This is a genomic window from Nocardioides aquiterrae (assembly GCF_039526625.1).
Lineage (GTDB): Bacteria > Actinomycetota > Actinomycetes > Propionibacteriales > Nocardioidaceae > Nocardioides > Nocardioides aquiterrae.
In genome coordinates this window covers 51,546-71,995 of record NZ_BAAAJE010000014.1, presented here as the reverse complement: position 1 = coordinate 71,995, position 20,450 = coordinate 51,546, and the positions used below count along the sequence as shown (strand labels likewise).

The following is a 20,450-nucleotide window of genomic DNA, read 5'->3' as shown; positions in this document are numbered from 1 at the left end:
GTTCCGTCGCCGGACCGCCCGGGCGACACTCGTCACACCCGTGCAACTCGCAGTTGCACAGCCGTACGATGTTCTCGTGAGTACTACGCAGTCCGACGGCCGGCGTACCGCGGCCGCCGCCCGGCGGCGGGCCCGCGAGAAGGACATCATCGCGGCCACCCGCGCCCTGTTCGACGAGCGCGGCGTCCGCGACGCCCAGATCGAGGACATCGCGAAGGCGGTGGGGATCAACCGGGCCATCGTGTACCGGCACTTCACCGGCAAGGAGGAGCTGTTCGCGCTCACCCTGGTCGGCTACCTCGACGAGCTGCGCGAGGCGCTGGCGGAGGCCGCGGACTCGGCCACCGACCCGGAGCAGCGGCTGGCCGCGATGGTCGGCGCGTTCGTCGAGTACGGCGTGGCGCACCCGGCGTTCGTCGACTGCGCCCAGACCCTGATGCGGCGTACCGGCCCCGACCTGCTCGACGAGATCTCCGAGAGCGCGCTGTTCCGGCTCGGCCGGGCCATCTCGTCCTGCCTGGTCCTGCTCACGCAGGTCCTGGAGGACGGCAAGGAGTCCGGCCGGTTCACCGTCGAGGACCCGGTGCTGCTCGCGAACACCCTCTACGCCGGCGGCCTCGGCGCGCTCCAGCTCGCCCGGGTCGGCATCCTGGTCAAGGAGGCCGCCCCCGGCATCCCCACGCTCGGCCAGATCTCCCCCGACCAGGTCCGCGACTACCTGGTCGCGTCCGCCCTGGCCCTCGCCGCGCGCTGATCAGTCCAGCGCCGAGGACGTCATACGGACAGTGTGTCCCCTTGCTCCGTCCGTATGACGTCCCGCGGAACGCCGGGCTACACGACCCCGTGAGCGACCATCGCGTCCGCGACCTGGATGAAGCCGGCGATGTTGGCGCCGGCGACGTAGTTGCCGGGCAGGTCGTACTCGTCGGCGGTCTCCAGGCAGCGGCGGTGGATGCCGCGCATGATCTCGGCGAGCCGCTCCTCGGTGTGCTCGAAGGTCCACGAGTCGCGGGAGGCGTTCTGCTGCATCTCCAGCGCGCTGGTGGCCACGCCGCCGGCGTTCGCGGCCTTGCCCGGGGCGAAGACGACGCCGGCCTCGGCGAACGCGCGTACGGCGTCCGGCGTGCACGGCATGTTGGCGCCCTCCGCCACGACCCGGGCGCCGCCCTTGATCAGCGCGGTGGCCTCCGGCTCGTCGATCTCGTTCTGCGTCGCGCACGGCAGCGCGATGTCGCACGGCACGTCCCAGACGCTGCCGCCCTCGACGTACCGGGCCGACGAGCGCGCCTCGGCGTACTCCGAGATCCGCGCCCGGCGCACCTCCTTGACCTCCTTGAGCAGGTCCAGGTCGATGCCGTCCTCGTCGACGGCGTAGCCGCCGGAGTCGGAGCAGGCGACCACGGTGCCGCCGAGCTGGTGCACCTTCTCGATCGCGTAGATCGCGACGTTCCCGGAGCCGGAGACCACGACCTTCTTGCCGTCGAAGGAGTCGCGGTCCGCCTTGAGGATCTCGTCGACGAAGAACACCGTGCCGTAGCCGGTCGCCTCGGTCCGCACCAGGGAGCCACCCCAGCTCAGACCCTTGCCGGTGAGCACGCCGGACTCGTAGCGGTTCGTGATCCGCTTGTACTGGCCGAACAGGTAGCCGATCTCCCGGCCGCCGACCCCGATGTCGCCCGCCGGCACGTCGGTGTACTCGCCGATGTGGCGGTGCAGCTCGGTCATGAACGACTGGCAGAACCGCATCACCTCGGCGTCCGAGCGGCCCTTGGGGTCGAAGTCGGAGCCACCCTTGCCGCCTCCGATCGGCATGCCGGTGAGCGCGTTCTTGAAGATCTGCTCGAAGCCGAGGAACTTCACGATGCCCAGGTACACCGACGGGTGGAACCGCAGGCCGCCCTTGTACGGCCCGAGCGCCGAGTTGAACTCGACCCGGAAGCCGCGGTTCAGCTGCACGCCGCCGCGGTCGTCGGTCCACGGCACCCGGAAGATGATCTGCCGCTCGGGCTCGCAGAGCCGCTGGATGATCGCGGCGTCGACGTACTCCGGGTGCTTGCCGACCACCGGTCCGAGGCTCTCGAGGACCTCGCGGACCGCCTGGTGGAACTCCTGCTCGCCCGGGTTGCGGGCCAGCACCTCGTCGTAGACGTCCTGCAGCTTGGGGTCGAGTGAGCTCACCCGGTCATCGTTCCAGAATGGCCACGACGCCCTGACCACCGGCCGCGCAGATCGAGATCAGCGCACGGCCGCCCCCCTTGTTCGACGCAGCCTTCTCCGCCAGCAGCTTCGCGGCGTTGTTGAGGATCCGGCCACCGGTCGCGGCGAACGGGTGACCCGCGGCGAGCGAGGAGCCGTTGACGTTGAGCTTGTCGCGGTCGATCGCGCCGAGCGGCGCGTCGAGCCCGAGCCGCTCCTTGCAGAAGATCGGGTCCTCCCACGCCTTCAGGGTCGCGAGCACCTGCGAGGCGAACGCCTCGTGGATCTCGTAGAAGTCGAAGTCCTGCAGGGTCAGGCCGTTGCGCGCGAGCATCCGCGGGACGGCGTACGCCGGGGCCATCAGCAGCCCCTCGTTGCCGTGCACGTAGTCGACCGCCGCCGTCTCGTGGTCGACGAAGTACGCCAGCGGCTCCAGCCCGTGCTCCGAGGCCCACTCCTCCGACGACAGCAGCACCACGGACGCGCCGTCGGTGAGCGGCGTCGAGTTGCCGGCGGTCATCGTGGCCGCCTCGCCCTTGCCGAAGACCGGCTTGAGCTTGGCCAGCTTCTCGACCGAGGAGTCCGGCCGCAGGTTGTTGTCCCGGTCCAGCCCGCGGAACGGCGTGACCTGGTCGTCGAGGAAGCCCCGCTCGTACGCCGCCGCGAGGCGCTGGTGCGACGTGGCGGCGAGCTCGTCCTGCGCCTCGCGGGTGATCTCCCACTCCAGCGCGGTCAGCGCGGCGTGCTCACCCATCGACAGCTTGGTGCGCGGCTCGCCGTTCTGCGGGATCTCCAGGCCGATGTCGCCGGGGCGGATCGCGCCGAGCGCCTTGACCCGGCCGGCGGTGTCGCGGGCGGCGTTGACCTTCATCAGCTTCTTGCGCAGCTTGTCGCTGATCGCGACCGGCGCGTCCGACGTGGTGTCGGTGCCGCCGGCGATGCCGGACTCGATGGTGCCGAGCGCGATCTTGTTCGCGACCGAGATCGCGGCCTGCAGGCCGGTGCCGCACGCCTGCTGGAGGTCGACGGCCGGCGTCTCCGGGGCGAGCTTCGAGCCGAGCACCGCCTCGCGGGTGAGGTTGAAGTCGCGGGCGTGCTTGAGCACGGCGCCGGCGACGACCTCGCCGATCCGCTGGCCCTGCAGGCCGTACCGCTCGGCCAGCCCGTCGATCGCGGCGGTGAGCATGTCCTGGTTGGACGCGTCGGCGTACACGGTGTTCGAGCGGGCGAACGGGAGACGGTTGCCGCCGAGGACGGCGACGCGGCGGGTGTGCGGGTTCATGGGTTCATCCTGCGTCGGTGAGGGGAACGAGAGAAGCGCATGAGGGGCAGATCACGAAATGTGGACTCAGAGTTACACGAGGAGTTACATACCCACCATGAACGATCTCTACCAGGGCTTCACGTCCTCGCCGATCGGCAAGCAGCTGACCAAGATGCTGGGCCTCCCCCAGCCCACGAAGCTGGACCGGTACGCCGAGGGCGCGCCGCTCGTCGACGGCACGGTCGCCGTGGGCGGCCGCGGCCGGCTGGCCGAGTCGCTGGCCGGGGTCCTCGACTCCCTCGGCATCGCCGCCGTCGCCCAGACCGTCGGTGACGACACCTTCAAGGGCCTGGTGTTCGACGCGACCGGCCTGACGTCGTCCGACCAGCTCGTCGAGCTGCGCGACTTCTTCACGCCCCTGCTGCGCCGGCTCGACCGGTGCCCCCGGGTGGTCGTGATCGGGACGCCGCCGGAGCTCGCGCAGGGCGAGGAGCGGGTCGCGCAGCGGGCGCTCGAGGGCTTCACGCGCAGCCTCGGCAAGGAGATCGGCCGCGGCGGCACCGTGCAGCTGGTCTACGTCGCCGAGGGCGCCGAGGGCGCCGTGCACAGCACCCTGGCGTTCCTGCTCTCGCCCAAGTCCGCGTACGTGTCCGGCCAGGTGATCCGGATCGGCGCCCACGGCTCGAAGGACGCCGGCGAGGTCGGCGACTGGCTGCGCCCGCTCGAGGGCCGGGTCGCGCTGGTCACCGGCGCGAGCCGCGGCATCGGCGAGCAGATCGCGCGGGTGCTGCACCGGGACGGCGCCACGGTCGTCGGCGTCGACGTACCGCAGGCGGCCAGCGAGCTCCAGGCCGTGATGAAGGAGATCGACGGCGACCACCTGGTGCTCGACATCACCGCCAAGGACGCGCCGCACCGGATCGCGCGACACCTGAAGGAGAAGCACGGCGGCGTCGACGTCGTCGTGCACAACGCCGGCATCACGCGCGACAAGAAGCTCGCGAACATGGCCGAGGACCGGTTCGAGCAGGTCATCTCCGTCAACCTCACCGCGCCGGAGCGGATCACCCGCCACCTGCTCGACGAGAAGGTCGTCAACGACAACGGCTCGATCGTCGGCGTCGCCTCCATCGCGGGCATCGCCGGCAACGTCGGCCAGACCAACTACGCCGCCTCCAAGGCCGGCGTGATCGGCCTGGTGGACTCGCTCGCCGACGAGCTCGACCGCGGCATCACGATCAACGCGGTCGCGCCGGGCTTCATCATCACGCAGATGACCGCGGCGGTGCCGTTCGCGACCCGCGAGGTCGGCCAGCGCCTGAACGCGATGGCCCAGGGCGGCCTCCCGGTCGACGTCGCCGAGGCGATCGCCTGGTACGCGAGCCCGGGTTCCACCGCCGTCAACGGCAACGTGGTCCGGGTCTGCGGCCAGATGATGCTGGGGGCCTGATGCTCCCGACGATGGTCAAGGCCGCGCTGCCGGTCGTCCCGGGCGTCAACCTGCTACCCGGGGTCCGCAAGACCGGCGGTGCCCTGCCGGACCTGTCGCTCACCCGCCACGACGTCCCCGTCGACCCGCGGCACGTGGCGGCGTACGCCGACCTGTGCGGCTTCCCGCACAAGGACACGCTGCCGCTGCCGTACCCGCACCTGCTGGCGTTCGGGCTGCACATGGAGATCATGACCGCCGGGTCGTTCCCGTTCCCGGCGATCGGGACCGTGCACCTGGAGAACTCCATCACCCAGCACCGGCCGATCCGGCTCGACGAGAAGCTGCAGGTCACCGCCCGCCCCGATCACCTGCGCCCGCACCCGAAGGGCCAGGTCTTCGACATGCTCACGACCGTGCACTCGCGCGGGGAGCTGGTGTGGGAGGAGACCTCGACGTTCCTGCGCCGCGGCCGCGGGTCCGACGACGCACCCGGCGGCTCGACCTTCCCGGACGCGCCGCCGCACGGCATCACCTGGAGGCTCCCGGGCGACCTGGGCCGCCGGTACGCCGCCGTGTCCGGCGACCACAACCCGATCCACCTCTACCCGCTGACCGCCAAGGCGTTCGGGTTCCCTCGCCAGATCGCGCACGGCATGTGGTCGATGGCGCGCTGCGTCGGCGCGCTGGAGAACCGGCTCCCCGACGCGGTCACCGTCGCCGTGGCGTTCAAGAAGCCGATCCTGCTGCCCGGCGCCGTGGCCTTCGGCTCCCGCCCACTGGAGGACGGCTGGGCGTTCTCGCTCAGCTCGCCGAAGAGCGGGGCCCCGCACCTGGCGGCCGCGGCCGTCAGCGTGGCGTGAGCGCGCGACCGGGATGACCCGGTCGGTCTTGCGCTCGTACTCCGCGAAGCCGGGGTAGAGCTCGGCCTGCTCGGCGTACTTCGCGTCCCGCTCGGCCCGCGGGAGCTCCTCCGCGCGGACCTCGATCACATCGTCACCGACCTCGATCGAGGCCTCGGGGTTGGCCTTGAGGTTGTGGTACCAGTCGGGGTTGTCCGGGGCGCCGCCCTTCGAGGCGAAGACGAGGTACCGGCCGCCGTCGCGCAGGTACATCATCGGGTTCACCCGCTCCCGGCCGCTGCGCGCGCCTGTGGAGTGCAGGAGCAGGAGCGGGGCGCCCTCGAAGTTGCCACCGACCCGGCCGTGGTTCGCGCGGAACTCCGCGATGATCTCGGCGTTGTAGTCCGTCATGCGACCATCCTGCCGTGTCGGCGCCGCCGCGTAGCCTCGAGGCATGCCCGACACCGAGCACCTCCAGCAGCGGATGGAGCTGGCCGCGCAGCGACCGTTCGGGCGCAGGTTCCACCTCCGCGGGCGCGATCGCGCGACGGCCGAGCTGCGCGGGCCCCAGACGATGCGACGGCACGCAGCCGAGATCATCGCGGAGCGGCTCGCCCCGGCGCAGCCGCGCAACGACGGCCGGCAGACGCCGTACCGCAACCATCCCGTCTTCGTCGCCCAGCACGCGACCGCGACCTGCTGCCGCACCTGCCTGGAGACGTGGCACGCGATCCCGAAGGGGCGTCAGCTCGACCGTGACGAGCGGGCGTACGTCGTCGAGGTGATCGGCCGCTGGATCGACCGGGAGCTCGCGACGCCCCCGGGCGCGTCAGCGCGGTGAGTCGAGGAGCTCTCCGTCGCGCTGGCGCGGCGATCCTCCGCCAGCGACCAGCTCCATGGTCAGCTCCATCGCGCCCACCTCGAGCGACTCGCCTGCGGCCACCGTCTCGCGTGAAGGGCGCCAGCCGACCTCCTCGTCCTCCAGGATCGCGATCGCCGTGGCGACCGACGGCGCACCGGACTCCGTGAACACCTCCAGCAGGAGCTCGCTGCCGTCCGGACGGTACGCCCAGCCGGTGAGCGCCGGTTGGCGGGAACCGTGCCCCGCACGCAGGGTGAGGAGCGTGCCGTCGCCGAGGGTCCGGCAGACGAGCGCGCGCCCCTGGCAGTGCGGTTCGACCACCGTCGACTCGATCACGCCGACGAAATACCTGGTGCCGGCGGCGTCCTCGAGGTCGATGCTCGTCATGGTGCCGAGGTCGTCGACGGTCCCCTTGACGACGCCCACGCCGACATCGCCGAGGTGGGCGAGCACGGCCGCCGCCAGCGTCCGTGCCTCGGCTCCCACCGCCGCGGACCGATCGGCGTCAGCGACCGCGTCCGGCCGCGACTCGACCCGCAGCGCGTCACCGCCGAACGACGGCGACCACCAGATGAGTCCGACGGCGAGCGCGCCGGCGAGCAGGGCGAGCGCGGCGCGCGAACGGGGCACGGAACGAGTCTGCTCCACCTTCGGGTCGTGTGCCTGAGAACGCGCCATGGCGCGTTGTGGGGCACACGACCCGTCACGCGCCGGACCGGCATGCGACCGGCGGCGCCGGGGTAACGGTCCGCCGTGCGAGCAGCAGTGGCGGCCACCGACTCCTGGCGGGACCCGGACGGCTTCCGGGCACCCGCAGGCGAGGTGCACGCCTGGACGCCCGGCACCAACCAGACGCTGTGCGGCATCCCGATCAAGAAGGCCGGCCTGCACCGCTTCTCGCACGTCGAGTGGGCCGACGCCCAGCCGGCGACCGGCCGCGACGCCGACCGGGTCACCCGGGTCTGCCACCGGTGCGCCGCGGCCACCGGCCGGCGCCGGGACGACAAGCCGTGGCGGCGCGTCGACCCGCGCCCGTGAGAGCCGAGACTCAGCCCGAGAACTGCGCCGACGCCGCGTTCGTGAAGACCTGCCAGCGCTCGACGTGCTGCCACCCGGAGGCGGCGTACAACGGCTCGCCGGCCGGGGTCGCACCGAGCAGCCCGGTGCGCACGCCCTGCTGGTGAAAGTGTTCCAGCACCGCGCCGAGCAGGGCGCGGCCGTACCCGCGTCGGCCGTACCGCTCCGGCGTCGCCATGCACCAGATCGAGACCGCGTCGTCGGTGAGCGTCGTGGTGACCGTCGAGACCGCGACGCCGTCGTCCTCGAGCACCCAGATGCCCATCGTCTCGCTCGTCCGGTCCAGCGGGTCGACGCAGACCCACACCACGTCCGGGGACATGTGGTAGGCGTCGGCCAGCAGGCTCGCGACGGCCTCCCGGTCCTCGGGTCCGGCCGGCCGGACCCTCGGGTCGGCCCGGAGCGGCGCCGACGCGAGCTCGATCGTCATCATCGGCATCTCGCCCACGTGCAACCACGGATCGGCCAGGTCGCCGACCCGCTCGGCCCCGGCGCCGGCCAGCAGCACCAGCGCCGGCGTCGCCATCGCGTCGATCTCCGCGAGCGTTCCGGCCAGCACGGCCGGGTCGGCGTCGTAGACCATCGCGAGGTTCACGTCGGGGCTCGGCAGCCCGCTCAGCAACAGCCAGCGGGACTCGTCGACCGCGTGCACCATCCCGCGATGGTCGGCCCACGGACCGATCCCCGTCCCCATCTGCAAGCGCCAGCGCGCGACTTCCCCCGTCATGGGCCAGTCCTACCACCGCGGCGGCCCACCGGGACGGCGAACGTCGGAAGTCCCGGCTCGGCGTCAGGCCTGTCCGGGGCCGGTGTAGTCGTCGTGGCGCGGCCGGATCAGGCCCTCCTGGGCGGCGGTGGCGACCAGGGTGCCGTCCCGGGTGTAGACCTTGCCGAACGCGAGGCCGCGGGCGCCCTGGGCGGACGGGGACCACTGGTCGTAGAGCCACCACTCGTCGGCGCGGAACGGCCGGTGGAACCAGATCGTGTGGTCCAGCGAGGCCATCTGGGTCTTCGCCGGGTTCCCGCCGTGCGCGGCCAGCGTCGACCCGAGCAGGCTGACGTCGCTGGCGTAGGTGAACGCCGCGAGGTGCACCGCCGGGTCGTCCGGGAGCCCCTCGCGCAGCCGGATCCACATCCGCGCCTGCGAGACGTGCCCGCCGTCCGGCTCGAGGCCGTGGCGGGTGTTGCCGAGCCAGCGGACGTCGAGCGCGCCCCACTCCTTGGCCAGCGCGTCGGCCTCGGCGTTGCCGCCCTGCTTCATGACGTCGACCAGGTCGAAGCCGTCCTCGGGCGCGCCGACCGGCGGCATCGCGTCCTGGTGCTCCCAGCCGTCCTCGGGCCGCTGGAAGTTCACGGTCTGGTAGTAGATCGGCCGGCCGTGCTGCCGGGCGACCACCCGCCGGGTGACGAACGAGCGCCCGTCGCGGGGCCGCTCGACGTCGTACACGATCGGGACGCTGTAGTCGCCGCCGAGCAGGAAGTAGGAGTGCAGCGAGTGCGCGACGTACCCGTCCGGCACGGTGCGGACGGCGGCGACCAGCGCCTGCGCCGCGACCTGGCCGCCGTACACCCGGGCCCGCTGGGTCTCCGGCTGCCGGCCGCGGAACAGGTCGGTGTCGAGCTCCTCCAGGTCGAGCAGGGCGACGAGCTCCTCGGTGGGGTTCACGCGCGCACCTTCCGCATCACGGCCTCCTGGGCGACCGAGGCGACGAGCGTCCCCTCACGCGCGAAGACCCGGGCGAGCACCAGGCCGCGCCCGTTCGAGGCGGCCGGCGAGTGCTGGTCGTAGAGCCACCAGTCGTCGGCGCGGAAGGGCCGGTGGAACCAGATCGTGTGGTCCAGCGACGCCACGAACACCTCGCCGGACGCGAAGCTCAGGCCGTGCGCCGACAGCGCAGCGCCGGTCAGCGTCATGTCCGAGAGGTAGGTGAACGCCGCGGTGTGCCAGAACGGGTCGTCCGGCAGCGGCGAGGACACCCGCATCCAGACCCGCTGCCGCGCCGGTCGCGCCGGGTCGTCCTCCAGGGCGTCGACCCGGCGGATCTCGGCGACGTCCCACTGGTCGGCGTGCTCCTCGCCACGGGCCCGCCGGCCCACCGGCCGCGCGTCGTCGGGCGACGGCACGTCGGGCATCGGCTCCTGGTGCTCGTACCCCGCCTCGGACTTGTGGAAGTTCAGCGTCTGCGCGTAGATCGGGCGGCCGTGCTGCTGCGCGATCACCCGGCGGGTCAGGAACGACCGGCCGTCGCGCAGGTTCTCCACGTCGTAGATCGTCGGCACCGACGGGTCGCCGGGCTGGAGGAAGTAGGAGTGCAGCGAGTGCACGGCGTACGCCGGCTCGACGGTCCGCGACCCGGCCACCAGCGCCTGCGCGGCCACCTGGCCCCCGAACACGACGGGCCGGGTGGTCGGCATCTGCGCGCCGCGGAACAGGTCGTCGTCGATCGTCTCCAGGTCGAGCAGGTCCAGCAGCTCGTCCGCGTCTCGCGGCATCAGTCCTCGTCCCCGTCGGACGACTCCGGTCCGTCGAGGCCGGCCAGGAAGCGCTCGAACTCCTTGCCGAGCTCCTCGCCCGTGGGGAGCCGCTGCTCCTCGGCGAGCAGCCCCGCGCCGCTCTCCTCGGCGCGCTCGAACGCGTCGTACTGGCGCTCCAGCGCCTCGACCACGTCGGCCACCTCCGCGTTGGCGGCCAGGTAGCGGGCGATCTCGGCCTCGCGGTCCTCGGCCTCGGCGCGCAGCCCGGACAGGTCGACGGTGAGCCGCCCGGCGATCTCGACCTGCTCGAGCAGCGCCGCCGACGCGCGGGGGTAGTCCATCTGCGCGAGGTAGTGCGGCACGTGCGCGACGAACCCCATCGCGTCGTGGCCCCACTCCCCCAGCCGGATCTCCAGCAGGGCCTGGGCGCTGCTCGGGATCCGCAGCTCGCCGCGCCACGGGCTCTCGCCGGTCAGCAGGCCCGGGTTGTTGGCGTGGTGGGTGATCGCGATCGGCCGGGTGTGCGGCACCGCCATCGGTACCGACCCCATCCCGACCACGCGGGTCACCCCGAACCGCTCGACGACCTCGCGGACCGCGACGCAGAAGGCCTCCCACCGGGTGTCGGGCTCCGGGCCCTGCAGCAGCAGGTACGGCGTGCCGCCGGCGTCGGCGAGCAGCCGCACGACCAGCCGCGGCGCGTCGTACGACGCGTAGTGGTCGCGCACGAAGGACATCGGCGGGCGGCGGGCGCGGTAGTCGTGCAGCTCGTCGACGTCGAACGTGGCGACGACCCGGCCGTCGGACAGGTCGACCAGGTGCTGCGCGGCCCGGCCCGCGGCGTTCCCCGCGTCGAGGAACCCGTCCAGGACCAGCACCATCGTCAGCTCGGAGGTGTCGTCGAGCTCGGGGACGTCGTCGACGATGTGGACCAGGCGGTCGGGCATGGGCGACAGCGTATCGGCGAGGGGGACGTCACACCGGCGGTGGGTGACCCGCTAGTTACCGAGGGGTAACCTGACCGGCATCCCCGAGCGAACCCCATCTACTTCCTGGAGGAGACCACCGTGTCCCGACAGCTGCGAGAGGTCGTCTTCGTCGACGGCGTGCGCACGCCGTTCGGCAAGGCCAAGGGCCAGTACGCCGAGACCCGTGCCGACGACCTCGTCATCAAGTGCATCCGCGAGCTGCTGCGGCGCAACCCGTCGCTGCCGCCGGAGCGCGTCGACGAGGTGGCCGTCGCGGCCACGACCCAGATCGGCGACCAGGGGCTGACCATCGGCCGCACCGCCGCGCTGCTGTCCGGGCTGCCGCAGAGCGTGCCCGGCTACGCCATCGACCGGATGTGCGCCGGCGCGATGACCGCCGTGACGACCACGGCGTCCGGCATCGCGTTCGGCGCGTACGACGTCGCGATCGCCGGCGGCGTCGAGCACATGGGCCGGCACCCGATGGGCGAGGGCGTCGACCCCAACCCGCGGATCATGTCCGAGCGGCTGGTCGACCCGGACGCGCTGGTGATGGGCAAGACGGCCGAGAACCTGCACGACCGCTACCCGACGATCACCAAGGAGCGCGTGGACGCCTACGCCGTGCGCTCGCAGCAGAAGACCGCCGCGGCGTACGACGCCGGCAAGATCCAGCCCGACCTGGTGCCGGTCGCGACCCGCTCGGCCGAGGAGGGCTGGGGCCTGGCCGTCAGCGACGAGCCGATGCGCCCCGAGACGACCCTGGAGTCGCTGGCGGCCCTGAAGACCCCGTTCCGCCCGCACGGCAAGGTCACGGCCGGCAACGCCGCGGGCATCAACGACGGCGCCACCGCCGCGCTGCTCGCCGACGAGGAGACCGCCCGCGAGCTCGGCCTGCCGGTCAAGATGCGGCTGGTGTCCTACGGCTTCGTCGGCGTCGAGCCCGAGGTGATGGGCGCCGGCCCGATCCCGGCGACCGAGAAGGCGCTGAAGAGCGCCGGCCTGACCATCGACGACATCGGCGCGTTCGAGGTCAACGAGGCGTTCGCGGTGCAGGTGCTCGCCTTCCTCGAGCACTACGGCATCGCCGACGACGACCCGCGCGTCAACCCGTACGGCGGCGCGATCGCGATGGGCCACCCGCTCGCGTCGTCCGGCGTGCGGCTGATGACCCAGCTCGCCAGGGCGTTCGAGGAGCGCCCGGAGGTGCGCTACGGCCTGACCACCATGTGCATCGGCATCGGCATGGGCGGCACGGTCGTCTGGGAGAACCCGAACTGGAACGGAGCAGCGTGATGACCGACCTTCTGACCCGCGCCCAGGAGATCTCCTCCGACGCCGAGCGCGTCACCCAGGCGCACCTGCGCAAGGTCCGCCTCCCCCGCGCCGGCGTGCTCGGCCTGATCACGCTCGACAACGGCGAGGACCACACCAAGCCGAACACGTTCGGCCCGCGGTCGCTGCTCGCCCTGAACGACGCGATCGACGCCGCGCTGGCCGACGACGAGGTCGTCGCGATCGGCGTCACCGGCAAGCCGTTCATCCTCGCGGCCGGCGCCGACCTGACCTCGGTCGCCGGCGGCGGACCGGACGCGGTCCGCGTGGTCGCCGAGCTCGGGCACCACGTGTTCCGCAAGCTCGGCCACGGCGGCAAGCCGTCGTTCGGCTTCGTCAACGGCCTCGCGCTCGGCGGCGGCCTCGAGGTCGCGCTGCACTGCACCTACCGCACGGTGATGGACAGCGCCCCCGCGCTCGGTCTGCCCGAGGTCATGCTCGGCCTGGTCCCCGGCTGGGGCGGCGCGTTCCTGGTGCCGAACCTGCTCGGCGCCGACAAGGCCGTCACGGTGATCCTCGAGAACCCGCTCAACAACGGCAAGACGCTGAACGGCGCCGCGGCGTACGAGCTCGGCCTCGCCGACGCGGTCTTCTCCGGCGCGGACTACCTGGAGCAGTCGCTGCTCTGGGCGGACGCCGTGCTCAGCGGCGAGCTCGTCGTCGACCGGCCGTCGGTCGACCGGGGCGAGGCCTGGGACGCCGCCGTCGAGCGGGCGCGCGCGCTGGTGCAGGCCAAGACCGGCGGTGCCAGCCCGGCCGCGCTGACGGCCGTCGAGCTCATCGACGCCGCACGCGACGGCGACCGCGACGCCGGGTTCGCCCGCGAGGACGACGCGCTCGAGGCGATGTCCAAGACGCCCGAGCTGATCGCGTCGCTGTACGCGTTCGACCTCGTGCAGAAGCGCGCCAAGCGCCCCGCCGGCGCCCCGGACCGGTCCCTGGCCCGGCCGGTCACCAAGGTCGGCATCGTCGGCGCCGGCCTGATGGCCTCGCAGCTCGCACTGCTGTTCGTCCGTCGCCTCGAGGTGCCGGTCGTGCTGACCGACCTCGACCAGGAGCGGGTCGACAAGGGCGTGGGCTACGTGCACGCCGAGATCGACAAGCTCCTCGCCAAGGGCCGGATCAACGCCGACAAGGCCAACCGGCACAAGGCGCTGGTCACCGGCGCCGTCGACAAGAGCGATGTGTTCGCGGACGCCGACTTCGTCATCGAGGCCGTGTTCGAGGAGATGTCGGTCAAGAAGTCGGTGTTCGCCGACGTCGAGAAGGTCGTCTCCCCCGAGTGCATCCTCGCGACCAACACCTCGTCGCTGTCGATCACCGAGATGGCCGCCGACCTCGAGCACCCCGAGCGGGTCGTCGGCTTCCACTTCTTCAACCCGGTCGCGGTGATGCCGCTGCTGGAGATCGTCAAGGGCGAGCGCACCGACGACGCCACGCTGGCGACCGCCTTCGCGACCGGCAAGGCGCTGAAGAAGACCACGATCCTGGTCAACGACAGCCCGTCGTTCATCGTGAACCGGCTGCTCGGCCGGTTCATGGGCGAGGTCGGGAAGATCGTCGACGAGGGCACCCCGGTGCCGGTCGTGGACGGCGCCTTCGCGGGCGTCGCGCCGATGCCCCCGTTCGTGCTGCTGTCCCTGGTCGGGCCGGCGATCGCGCTGCACAACAACGAGACGCTGCACGGCGCCTTCCCCGACCGCTTCTACGTCTCCCCCGCGCTGGAGCGCGTGGTGGCGGCCCGGAAGGCGTCGTACTACGGCCCGGACGGCGCGCTCGACCCGGAGGTCGAGGCGCTGCTGGAGAAGCCGGAGAACCCGGTCGTCCTCGAGCCCGCCGAGGTCCGCACCCGGGTGCTCACCGGGCTGGCCGACGAGGCCCGCCGGATGCTCGACGAGGGCGTCGTCGTCGCGGCCGAGGACCTCGACCTGGCGATGATCACCGGCGCCGGGTTCTCGTTCTGGAACGGCGGCCTGACGATGCTGCTCGAGCGCGAGGGGCTCGGCAGCTTCCACTAGGAGCCGGCCCGGCTCAGAGGCGAGCGGGCAGGGTGGCGCGGAACGTCGTACCGCGCCCCTGCTCGCTCTCGACCGTGACCGTCCCGTCGTGGGCGGCGACGATCGAGCCGACGATGCTCAGGCCCAGCCCGGTGCCGGTGATCTGGCGCTGGATCGCCTCGCCCCCGCGGAAGAACCGGCCGAAGACGTGGTCGAGCTCCTCGGCAGCGATCCCGATGCCGGTGTCCGCGACCTCGATCACGACCCGGTCGCCCTCCTGCCGGGCCGTCACCGTCGCGGCGTCCCCGCTCCGGCTGTACTTGATCGCGTTGGAGACCAGGTTGTCGACCACCTGGCGCAGCCGCTGCGCGTCGGCGCGCAGCGGCAGCCGCTCCGGCAGGTCCGCGGTGAGCGAGATCCCGGCCCGCTGCGCGGAGACGCGCGCGAACTCGACGGCCTCCCGCGCGATCGCCGCCGCGTCGGCCGGCCCCATGTGCAGCTCCAGGGTGCCGTCGGCCACCTGGCCGATGAGCAGGAGGTCGGCGAGCAGCGCCTGGAGCCGGAGGGCGTTGCGCTGGACCACGCGCAGCTGCGCCGCCGCCTCCGCCGGCAGGTCGTCGCTCTCGCAGAGCAGCTCGAGGTGGCCGAGCACCGACGTGAGCGGCGTCCGGAGCTCGTGCGACACGGAGGCGACGAACTCGTCCTTGACCTCGATCGCCCGGATCAGGTCGGTGATCTCCTGGTAGGCGAGCACCGCACCGAGCCGCTCGCCGTCCGGCCCGCGCACCTGGCGCGCCGAGGTCGAGAACGCCGAGCGCGTCGCCGGGTCGGCGCCCACCCAGTAGGTGTAGTCGTCGAACTCCTCGCCCTGGGTGGCGCGGTAGGACGGCATGTCCTCGCGCCGCATCTGCGTCCGGCCGTCGAGGAGGTAGACCTCCCCGAGCTGGCCGGCCGCGCCGTCGTGGCCGCGCGGGAACGGCAGGTGCATGGTCTCGGCGTGCCGCTTGTTCATCCGCTCGTACGTGCCCTCGGGCCCGATCAGCAGGAGCCCGACGTTCACGGTCTCGAAGATCGCCTCCATCTCGGCGTTGGCGGCCTCCAGGCGCTCCTCGTTGAGGCGCTGCTCGGTGACGTCGAGGATCTGGGAGATGAAGTGCAGCGGCTCGCCGTCCGCGTCCCGCACCAGCGCCACGGACAGATCGCCCCAGACCACGTGACCGTCGGCGTGCAGGTACCGCTTGCGCATCCGGTAGGAGTCGATCTCACCCGCGAGGGTCTGGTTGAAGAGCTCCATGTCGGCGTCGAGGTCGTCGGGGTGGGTGAGCTCCTGGAACCCGACCCGCGTCAGCTCGTCCGGGGTGTAGCCGATCATCTCGCTGAGCGCGTGGTTGACCATCAGCAGGTGTCCGTCGGGCGCCACGACCGCCATGCCGATGGGCGAGTGCTGCAGCATCAGCCGCCACAGGTCGGCGTTCTCCCCGGCCACTCCCACCTCCCACCTCCCTCGGCCCGAGCCAGCGGTGTGCACACCGTAGATGAAGGTTGGCACGATGGGGTGGTGCGCCGTGCCGTCTCGCTCCTCGTCTCCCTCCTCGTCGCCCTCCTCCTGGTCGCCGCCCCGTCCGCCGCGAGCGCGAGCGGAGACTGGGCGGTCGCGGCGCAGAAGCGCCTCAACGCGCTCGGCTGCCACGCCGGCCCGCCGGACGGGAAGGTCGGCCGCTGGACCCGCTCGGCCGTGATCCGCTTCCAGTCCCGCGAGGGGATGCGGCAGACCGGCCACCTGGACGCCCGCACCCGGAAGCGCCTGGACGCCGACGACGCCCCGCGCTGCGACCAGCGCCCGGTGCCGGGCCACTCGGGGAAGGGCCGCCGGATCGTGATCTCGCAGCAGCAGAACTGGGTCTGGCTGGTCGGCCCGAAGGGCGGCGTCGCCGCGCAGGGCCCGATGGTCGACAACCCCTCGGTGCTGCACCGCGGCTCCTACCGCGTGGGGTCGTACTGCGGCCGGACCGCGCGGATCAAGCTCAACCAGTCGACCAGCGGGAGCGTGTGGCTCGACAACTTCGTCCGGTTCGCACCGTGCGGCATCGGGTTCCACCGCATCCCGCGCGCCAAGTCCACCGGGAAGCAGATCCACGCCGACTGGATCCTCGGCACCGACATGGCCTCCTCGCACGGCTGCATCCGGCTCAGCGGCGAGCTGTCGAGGCGGGTCTGGGACTTCACCGCCCGGCGGACAGCCGTCCGCGTCGTCTGATCGGCCCCGCGCGCTGCCACCGCATGGGAGCATCGGCGCATGGCGTGGCAACCATCGGCAGCGGTCCTGGAGGACCTCATGGTCGCCGCCCTGGCCGCCGACGACACCGGGCACGTCGTCTACGCGAACGCCGCGGCCACCGCGCTCTTCGGCTCCTGCCCCGACGACCTGGTCGGGACGCAGCTGCGCGAGCGGCTCTTCGAGGACGCCAACCGGGGCGCGGTCGACGAGGTCACCGCGCGGGTGCTCGCCGGCGCCTCGTGGAGCGGGGAGCTGCCGGTGCTCTGCAGCGGAGAGCACGTCCGCGAGCTCGTGACGTCCTGGTCGCCGGCGTACGACGGAGCCGGCCGGGTCGCCGGCGTCCTGCTCCTCGCCGAGGACACCGAGCACGCCCGGATCCTGACCCGCCGGCTCCACCGGCTCTCCCACGTCAGCACGAACCTGCTGGCGGCGCGCACCGTCCAGGACGTGGCGCGGGTCGTCACCGACGAGATGACCGATGCGGCGGGTGCCACGGTCGGCTCGATCTCCCTGGTCGTCGACGACGAGTCGCTGGCCCTGGTCGCGATCAAGGGCGGCGCGACGGGGGCCGCGAGCCGGTGGGCGTCGTACCCCCGGTCGAGCCGCACCCCCGCCGCCGACTGCCTGCGCAACCGCCGAGCGCTGGTGCTGAACGGGCGCGCGGCGATCGCGGCGCGCTACCCCGACCTCGAACGGGCCGCCGAGGGCGAGCGCTCGATCGTCTGCCTGCCGCTGGTGGTGGGTGACCGCGAGCTCGGCGCGATCTCCATGTCCTTCCCGGGCCGCCGCCGGTTCAACGCGCCGGAGCTGGTCTTCCTCACGCTGCTCTCCGAGATGTGCGCGCACGCGATCGACCGGATCCAGGCGCAGGCGTCGGCGGACGACCGGGAGTCCAAGCTGGCCTTCCTCGCCGACGCGACCGTCCGCCTGTCGGGCGACCTCGACTACGAGGCCACGCTCAGTGCCGTCGCCGCGGCGGCCGTGCCGTGGTTCGCGGACTGGTGCGTGATCCTCATCGCCGACGACGGCCGGCTGCGGCCGATCGCCTTCGCGCACGCCGACACCGGGCACGCGGGCCTGGTGGAGCGGCTGCAGACCGACTACCCCCAGCCGCCCGACGCGTACGCCAGCCCGGCGCAGGTGCTGCACACGGGCCGCTCGGTGCTGGTGCCGGAGATCACCGACGAGATGCTCGAGGGCCGGGCGCGGGACGAGGAGCACCTCCGGCTGCTGCGCGCCGTGGCGCCGCGCAGCATGATGTCCTGCCCGCTGACCGCCGGCGACCGGGTGCTGGGCGTGATCACCTGGGTCGCGGGCGAGGACAGCCGGCGCTTCGACGCCGACGACCTCGCGTTCGGCGAGGACCTGGCGCGCCGGGCGGCGATCGCGATCGACAACGCCCAGCTGCACTCCGAGCTGCGCGACGTCGCGCTGCGGCTCCAGCACGCCGTGCTGCCCGAGCGGCTCCCGGCGCTGCCGGACTGGGAGACCGCGGTCGTCTACCAGCCGTCCGGGCGCACCGACGCCGGCGGCGACTTCTACGACGTCATCGCCCTCGGCGGCGGCCGCATCGCGGCGTTCGTCGGCGACGTGATGGGGCGCGGCGTCCAGGCCGCCTCGGTGATGGCGCAGATGCGCTCCGCGATCCGGACGCTGGTCGCCCTCGACCCGGCGCCCGCGGCGGTGATGACCGGCCTGGACGTCGTCTTCGACCGGCTCGACCTCGAGCACCTGGTCACGATCGCGTACGCCGTCGCCGATCCCGCCGCCGGCACGATGCAGCTGATCAGCGCCGGCCATCCCCCGCCGCTGCTGGTGCGCACGGACGGCACCGTCGAGGTGGTCGAGCACACCCAGACCATGCTGCTGGGGGCCGGCGGTGGCGCCCGGAACGTCGTCACGGTGCCGTTCGCCGCCGGCGACACCGCGCTGCTGTTCACCGACGGGCTCGTCGAGCGCCGCGGCGAGGACACCGAGGAGGGCATGGAGCGCCTGGTCCGCGCGGCCCGGCGCCTGGACCGCGCCGACCTCGACGCCTGGCTGGTCGCGGTCGTCGACGGCGTGCGGGACCCCACCCGCGACGACGACGTCGCCGCGCTCGCCGTACGGCGCCCGGCTCCACCGGTCCCGGCTAGGTGATCTCCGGCAGCTCCTGGGCCGACCCGAGGAGCACGCGGAACGGGTCGCCGTGCTCGGCCAGCCGGTCCAGCACGGTGCGGATCGTCCAGCGGTCCGGCCGCAGGTCCGGGTCGTCGAGCTCGTCCCACTCGATCGGCACCGACACCGGCGCCCCGGCCGAGGGTCGCGGCGAGTACGGCGCCACCAGCGTCTTGTTGATCGCGTTCTGGGTGTAGTCGAGGCGGGCCAGGCCCTTGCGCTGCTTGACCTCCCACTTCCAGCTCACCAGCTCGGGCACGACCTTGCCGACGGTGCGCGACAGCTTCTCCACCCACGCCCGGGTGTCGTCGAAGATGTAGCCGGGCACCACCGGGATCCAGATCTGGATGCCGCGCCGCCCGGTCACCTTCGGCCGGCCGGTGACCCCGAGGTGCTCCAGGGCCGTGCGGTGCAGCCGGGCCAGCGTCAGCAGGTCGTCCCAGCCGGTCCGCTCCCCCGGGTCGAGGTCGGCGAGCGCGTACGTCGGCTCGTGGGGCGACTCCGCGCGCGAGGTCCACGGGTGCCACTCGAGGGCCCCGAAGTTGGCGACCCAGACGAGCGCGGCGGGCTCGTCGGGCACGACGTACGCCGTGGTCTCGCCCTCGTCGGCGTCCGGGTTCTCCCAGCAGCGCAGCCACTCGGGGGCGTGCGCCGGCCGCTGCTTGTGCCAGAAGCCCTGGGCGTCGGCGCCGTTCGGGTAGCGGTGCATGTTCAGCGGCCGGCCCTCGAGGTAGGGCAGCGCGTACGGCGCGATCCGCGCCGTGTACGCCAGCAGCTCCCGCTTGGTCACGGGCGGGCCCTGCCCGTCGGGAGGGGCCGGGAACAGCACCTTGTCCAGGTTGGTGACCTTGAGCGTCCGGCCGAACACCTCCCATGTGCCCTCCTTGCCGAGCGCACCGAGCTCGTCGATCGCCTCGTCGGGCAGCGGCTCGGGCAGCAGCGACACGCTCGCCCGGTCCGCCGGGGCGTCCGAGCGCCACAGCCGGTCCGGGTCGGCCAGCACCTCGTCGTTGGTCCGCCCGCTCAGCACCGAGCGCGGGTGCTCCTCCGGGTCCCACCCGTCGACGGCGTGCTCGTCGTGCTTGTGCAGCAGCATCCACTCCTCGCCCTCGCCCCGGCGCACCAGCACCAGCCGGCCGCGCAGCTTCTGCCCGTGCACCTCGGCGTGCAGCTCGCCGTCGCGTACGGCGGCGCCCGGGTCGTCGGTGTGCACCGGCTCCCAGGTCCCCGTGTCCCACACGATCACGTCGCCCCCGCCGTACTCCCCCGACGGGATCACGCCCTCGAAGTGCAGGTACTCGACCGGGTGGTCCTCGACGTGCATCGCCAGCCGCCGCACCGACGGGTCCAGCGTCGGCCCCTTGGGCACCGCCCAGCTGACCAGCACCCCGTCCATCTCGAACCGCAGGTCGTAGTGCAGCCGGCTGGCCCGGTGCCGCTGCACGACGAACCGCCGCTCGCCGTCGCCGCCGGCCACCGCCCCCGCGGGCTCCGGCGTGCGCGCGAAGTCGCGCTTCCGTCGGTAGACGTCCAGCGCATCGGCCATGCCTCCACGGTGCCCGAGCGGTGG

18 protein-coding genes and 1 pseudogene are annotated in these 20,450 nt (G+C 72.8%); 9 read left to right on the top strand and 10 right to left on the bottom strand.

What is annotated here, in order from left to right; all coding sequences use genetic code 11:
- Positions 1 to 76 precede the first annotated feature (76 nt).
- A complete protein-coding gene (locus ABD086_RS13855) occupies positions 77 to 754 on the top strand; it encodes a TetR/AcrR family transcriptional regulator (RefSeq protein WP_343908147.1) in 678 nt (225 codons plus the stop codon).
- Between the two features lie 77 nt (positions 755 to 831).
- Here the strand turns inward: ABD086_RS13855 and gdhA are convergent, their stop codons facing one another.
- Together gdhA and ABD086_RS13845 are read right to left on the bottom strand one after the other, a co-directional pair.
- Positions 832 to 2,178: an NADP-specific glutamate dehydrogenase gene (gdhA, locus tag ABD086_RS13850; RefSeq protein ID WP_343908146.1), complete on the bottom strand. Its 1,347-nt coding sequence runs from the start codon at positions 2,176 to 2,178 to the stop codon at positions 832 to 834.
- Between the two features lie 4 nt (positions 2,179 to 2,182).
- Positions 2,183 to 3,478 (bottom strand): acetyl-CoA C-acetyltransferase, encoded by a 1,296-nt coding sequence (locus tag ABD086_RS13845; protein ID WP_343908145.1) that lies wholly within the window; start codon positions 3,476 to 3,478, stop codon positions 2,183 to 2,185.
- A gap of 97 nt (positions 3,479 to 3,575) precedes the next feature.
- Here ABD086_RS13845 and ABD086_RS13840 point away from each other — a divergent pair, with 97 nt between their 5' ends.
- Together ABD086_RS13840 and ABD086_RS25320 are read left to right on the top strand one after the other, a co-directional pair.
- Positions 3,576 to 4,910, top strand: a complete 1,335-nt coding sequence (locus ABD086_RS13840; RefSeq protein WP_343908144.1) for a 3-oxoacyl-ACP reductase — start codon at positions 3,576 to 3,578, stop codon at positions 4,908 to 4,910.
- Positions 4,910 to 5,752 (top strand): MaoC/PaaZ C-terminal domain-containing protein, encoded by an 843-nt coding sequence (locus tag ABD086_RS25320; RefSeq protein WP_425571618.1) that lies wholly within the window; start codon positions 4,910 to 4,912, stop codon positions 5,750 to 5,752. The genes ABD086_RS13840 and ABD086_RS25320 overlap by 1 nt, the downstream gene beginning before the upstream one ends.
- Before the next feature lie 15 nt (positions 5,753 to 5,767).
- Here ABD086_RS25320 and ABD086_RS13830 read toward each other — a convergent pair.
- Positions 5,768 to 6,142 (bottom strand): annotated as a pseudogene (locus ABD086_RS13830) (nitroreductase family deazaflavin-dependent oxidoreductase); the annotation flags it as partial.
- A 43-nt stretch (positions 6,143 to 6,185) separates the two neighbouring features.
- Between ABD086_RS13830 and ABD086_RS13825 the strand changes: the two are divergent.
- Complete coding sequence (locus ABD086_RS13825; protein ID WP_343908143.1) at positions 6,186 to 6,572, top strand: DUF4186 domain-containing protein; 387 nt, start codon at positions 6,186 to 6,188, stop codon at positions 6,570 to 6,572.
- Here ABD086_RS13825 and ABD086_RS13820 read toward each other — a convergent pair.
- Positions 6,561 to 7,223: a hypothetical protein gene (locus tag ABD086_RS13820; protein ID WP_343908142.1), complete on the bottom strand. Its 663-nt coding sequence runs from the start codon at positions 7,221 to 7,223 to the stop codon at positions 6,561 to 6,563. The two genes, ABD086_RS13825 and ABD086_RS13820, sit on opposite strands and share 12 nt — an antisense overlap.
- 123 nt (positions 7,224 to 7,346) lie before the next feature.
- On the opposite strand from ABD086_RS13820, the gene ABD086_RS13815 reads away from it, so the two are divergent.
- Complete coding sequence (locus tag ABD086_RS13815) at positions 7,347 to 7,631, top strand: hypothetical protein (RefSeq protein WP_343908141.1); 285 nt, start codon at positions 7,347 to 7,349, stop codon at positions 7,629 to 7,631.
- Positions 7,632 to 7,641: 10 nt separating this feature from the next.
- Here the strand turns inward: ABD086_RS13815 and ABD086_RS13810 are convergent, their stop codons facing one another.
- From ABD086_RS13810 to ABD086_RS13795, 4 genes are all read right to left on the bottom strand, one after another.
- Complete coding sequence (locus ABD086_RS13810; RefSeq protein ID WP_343908140.1) at positions 7,642 to 8,397, bottom strand: GNAT family N-acetyltransferase; 756 nt, start codon at positions 8,395 to 8,397, stop codon at positions 7,642 to 7,644.
- 63 nt (positions 8,398 to 8,460) lie between these two features.
- On the bottom strand, positions 8,461 to 9,336 hold the full coding sequence (locus ABD086_RS13805; protein ID WP_343908139.1) for an acyl-CoA thioesterase: 876 nt from the start codon (positions 9,334 to 9,336) through the stop codon (positions 8,461 to 8,463).
- Complete coding sequence (locus tag ABD086_RS13800; protein ID WP_343908138.1) at positions 9,333 to 10,163, bottom strand: acyl-CoA thioesterase; 831 nt, start codon at positions 10,161 to 10,163, stop codon at positions 9,333 to 9,335. Before ABD086_RS13800 ends, ABD086_RS13805 begins: the two co-directional genes overlap by 4 nt.
- Positions 10,163 to 11,092, bottom strand: coding sequence for a proteasome assembly chaperone family protein (locus tag ABD086_RS13795; RefSeq protein WP_343908137.1), 930 nt, complete (start codon positions 11,090 to 11,092; stop codon positions 10,163 to 10,165). The genes ABD086_RS13800 and ABD086_RS13795 overlap by 1 nt, the downstream gene beginning before the upstream one ends.
- 120 nt (positions 11,093 to 11,212) lie before the next feature.
- On the opposite strand from ABD086_RS13795, the gene ABD086_RS13790 reads away from it, so the two are divergent.
- Positions 11,213 to 12,409, top strand: a complete 1,197-nt coding sequence (locus ABD086_RS13790; RefSeq protein WP_343908136.1) for a thiolase family protein — start codon at positions 11,213 to 11,215, stop codon at positions 12,407 to 12,409.
- Positions 12,409 to 14,466 carry a 3-hydroxyacyl-CoA dehydrogenase NAD-binding domain-containing protein gene (locus ABD086_RS13785; protein WP_343908135.1) on the top strand — a complete coding sequence of 686 codons (2,058 nt, stop codon included), beginning with the start codon at positions 12,409 to 12,411 and terminating at the stop codon, positions 14,464 to 14,466. The genes ABD086_RS13790 and ABD086_RS13785 overlap by 1 nt, the downstream gene beginning before the upstream one ends.
- Before the next feature lie 13 nt (positions 14,467 to 14,479).
- On the opposite strand, the gene ABD086_RS13780 is transcribed toward ABD086_RS13785, so the two are convergent.
- A complete protein-coding gene (locus ABD086_RS13780) occupies positions 14,480 to 15,931 on the bottom strand; it encodes an ATP-binding protein (RefSeq protein ID WP_343908134.1) in 1,452 nt (483 codons plus the stop codon).
- A 72-nt stretch (positions 15,932 to 16,003) separates the two neighbouring features.
- Between ABD086_RS13780 and ABD086_RS13775 the strand changes: the two genes are divergently transcribed.
- Both ABD086_RS13775 and ABD086_RS13770 read left to right on the top strand, forming a co-directional pair.
- On the top strand, positions 16,004 to 16,702 hold the full coding sequence (locus tag ABD086_RS13775) for a L,D-transpeptidase family protein (protein WP_343908133.1): 699 nt from the start codon (positions 16,004 to 16,006) through the stop codon (positions 16,700 to 16,702).
- Positions 16,703 to 16,741: 39 nt separating this feature from the next.
- Complete coding sequence (locus tag ABD086_RS13770) at positions 16,742 to 18,862, top strand: SpoIIE family protein phosphatase (protein WP_343908132.1); 2,121 nt, start codon at positions 16,742 to 16,744, stop codon at positions 18,860 to 18,862.
- Here the strand turns inward: ABD086_RS13770 and ABD086_RS13765 are convergent.
- Complete coding sequence (locus ABD086_RS13765; RefSeq protein WP_343908131.1) at positions 18,855 to 20,426, bottom strand: non-homologous end-joining DNA ligase LigD; 1,572 nt, start codon at positions 20,424 to 20,426, stop codon at positions 18,855 to 18,857. The two genes, ABD086_RS13770 and ABD086_RS13765, sit on opposite strands and share 8 nt — an antisense overlap.
- Between the last annotated feature and the right edge of the window lie 24 nt (positions 20,427 to 20,450).